Raw genomic sequence first — 1,903 nt, 5'->3', positions numbered from 1 at the left:
GACCTATGTTGAATAGAACCTAAAACAAAACAAATATTAATGGGGTCCGCTTGGAAAAGGGAAATTTTCCCACGCTAAGAGAATTGAGTTGAACGAGTGGTTACATCTAGGCCAGCTAACTCACTGAACGTAAAGGCTGTACGAAATGTTCCGGCCGTCCGATAACCGTTTGGCTTACTTCCGTACATTCCCTTGCGTAGATGTACAGAATTGTACGATTTCGGACACCGAAACAGCTGTTGTCCCGCCATCCTGGCGATTCCTGAAAGTCATTTGTCTAAAAAATAGTCTTAACGTGGTTTATTTTCCGAATTCCAAGCGGCCCCCTGGATGAGCGTGATGATTACTGGCGGACCTTTGACGTTCCAGCAAATTCCCCTGTTCCACATAGGTTTCCAGATATGACCGGTTATTTTCACATTCGGTGTACGTGTTACAGCTGCAAATAATACAGGTGCATTATCAATATCATCAGGGATAAAATTGTAAGATCGTGGAAAATGTTTATTCATAGCCCGGATGATGGCTGTCTGTGCATCCTTTGTTCGGGCGCGGTGTTTCCATTCACGCCAGCCACCCACCTCAGAAATAATAACAGTAATCATCAAAACCTCGTGTCGTTACTCAATTCTGATTCCATAGCGGGACAGCATTTCACATAATTATGCCCCGTTATGAATGCAGGCGTCCTTCAAATTGCTGTCCGGTGTGACAGTTTGTCGATGGTTGGTTGCAACGAGCATCTTCTGTCTCTTTCATCCTGGCGTTATAACGCTGCGTGTGTTTTTCAAGTTTTGCCTGCGCATACAGCGCTTCTTCCTCCGTTACAGTTCCATGAACTTTGCCATCCAGACCATAACGCGGAGTACCTGCGACTGATATACGCTGCAGATATTTGTAACCGCCAGTAATCATCCTTACAGCACAATTCCATTCTTTTACAGTTAGTCCACACTCAGGACTGGCCGAAATAAAAGCCATGACATCCTTTGAGATGCCTATTTTAAATGCATGATATCCCCCCTCTTCAGCCCGTAACTGAGGGAATGTTTTTTTAACACAGTCCAGACTGTGTCGGATAAACTCATGATTCCATCTATTGTTCTTCTTTTTTTTCTTCTTCTTACGTCCTGTTTTTTTCTGTTGTTCCGGGGAACCGACCACTGTGGCTGGTATTTCAGGAGGTAATGAGTCGGTTTTAAATTCCATTACTGGCGCTGGTTTTATATCATCAGGAACTGCCTGTACGGCATCATCCTGATGAGAAAGAATTCGTCTTTTTTTCTTAATAATAACAACAGGTGACGGTTTCTTTGTAACACTGCCCATATACACACCTCTGCGTATCGTTAATATATAATGCACGACATACAGATAGTATATATCTGAGTCGGCAAAGTCACCAACAGAAGAATGATAACATGTATTTCATTACTGTTCGCGAATTATCACTCTGGATTCCTTCCTGGTGACATAAGTACAGTTATCAGGTACATCTTCCATAATAAAAGACATTGCCCCGATTTTAACATTACTTCCGATTTTCACATTTAACCCAATAATACATGTATGGGCACCAATATCGACATTATCGCCAATAACAATATAGTTTTCCCTACTGTCAGAAACCTTTTCACCAATGGTTGTATTCTGCCGTATAATGACATTCTCACCGATATCAACATTACCATGAATGACGATTCCTGCATGATGAGGTAACATGAGGCCTTTACCAATCCGCGCGCCCAAGCCGATATCACATCCATACCGTTCCATAAGTGCATTTTTTATCTTTATCGCACATTTCCTTTGTTTTTGGTTTCCAGAGATAAACATCTCATTGGCCAGGCGCCACCACATCAGAAAGCCTCGTTGTCTCTGCAACCCGTTTCTTATCAGGCGG

General features: G+C 42.6%; 3 protein-coding genes. All 3 read right to left on the bottom strand.

The genetic code is table 11. From position 1 onward, the window contains the following. Positions 1-290: 290 nt before the first annotated feature. Positions 291-605 (bottom strand): hypothetical protein, encoded by a 315-nt coding sequence (locus E0D98_RS23750; protein WP_032211111.1) that lies wholly within the window; start codon positions 603-605, stop codon positions 291-293. Positions 606-672: 67 nt separating this feature from the next. Further along, the gene (locus E0D98_RS23745) at positions 673-1,329 is read right to left on the bottom strand and encodes a ProQ/FINO family protein (protein ID WP_045133608.1); all 657 of its coding nucleotides are present in this window, start codon (positions 1,327-1,329) and stop codon (positions 673-675) included. Positions 1,330-1,431: 102 nt separating this feature from the next. Next, the coding region (locus tag E0D98_RS23740) for a serine acetyltransferase (RefSeq protein WP_240723760.1) at positions 1,432-1,903 on the bottom strand (472 nt) is incomplete at its 5' end.

Source organism: Escherichia sp. KCJ4928 (assembly GCF_004352695.1).
Taxonomy (GTDB): domain Bacteria; phylum Pseudomonadota; class Gammaproteobacteria; order Enterobacterales; family Enterobacteriaceae; genus ECMA0423.
The sequence above is the reverse complement of the archived record's forward strand: the minus strand, read 5'-3'. Positions and strand labels throughout refer to the sequence as shown.